The sequence below is a fragment of the Pseudoalteromonas sp. SR41-8 genome, assembly GCF_014163915.1.
GTDB lineage: Bacteria > Pseudomonadota > Gammaproteobacteria > Enterobacterales > Alteromonadaceae > Pseudoalteromonas > Pseudoalteromonas rhizosphaerae.
The window spans coordinates 1-557 of sequence record NZ_JACJEE010000086.1 but is presented as its reverse complement, the minus strand read 5'-3'; the positions used below and the strand labels follow the sequence as shown (position 1 = coordinate 557).

Here is a 557-nt window from a genome sequence, read left to right as displayed (position 1 = left end):
AAGCCTGACTTATCCTGCCAAAATAAATTCATTCCAATCAATTTTGCTGAGCAAATATTGCCAGGTACATTTGAGTATGCGCTTTGTTATATTGTCGAAAATAAACTCGATTTGTCGGGCTTTGATGCGTGGTATAACAATGATAAAACGGGCGCAGCTGCGTATCCTCCTTCAGTGATGCTAAAAATTATTTTACTCGGCTATGCACATGGTTTGATCAGCAGCCGCCGTATTGCTAAGGCGTGTGAGACGAATATTTTGTTCATGAGTGTGTCGGGTGATATTCAACCTCATTACACATCGGTAGCGGGATTCGTGGCCAAAATGCACGAACAGATTGAACCGCTGTTTACACAAGTACTGATGATATGCGACGAAGAAGGCTTGATAGGTCGCAACATGTTTGCCATTGATGGATGCAAATTGAAATCTAATGCGAGTAAAGAATGGAGCGGCACATTCGATGAGCTAGGGCGTAAAAAAGCAAAACTAGAACGCGCGAGTAAACGTATTATCGAACGTCACCAATCACAAGATAGCCTGAGCGAAGAGTTGAT

At 42.5% G+C, this 557-nt stretch carries 1 protein-coding gene; it reads left to right on the top strand.

Going from position 1 to position 557, the window contains the following annotated elements; all coding sequences use genetic code 11:
* On the top strand, positions 1-557 hold a 557-nt coding region (locus tag H5162_RS21580), incomplete at both ends, for a transposase (RefSeq protein WP_182779451.1).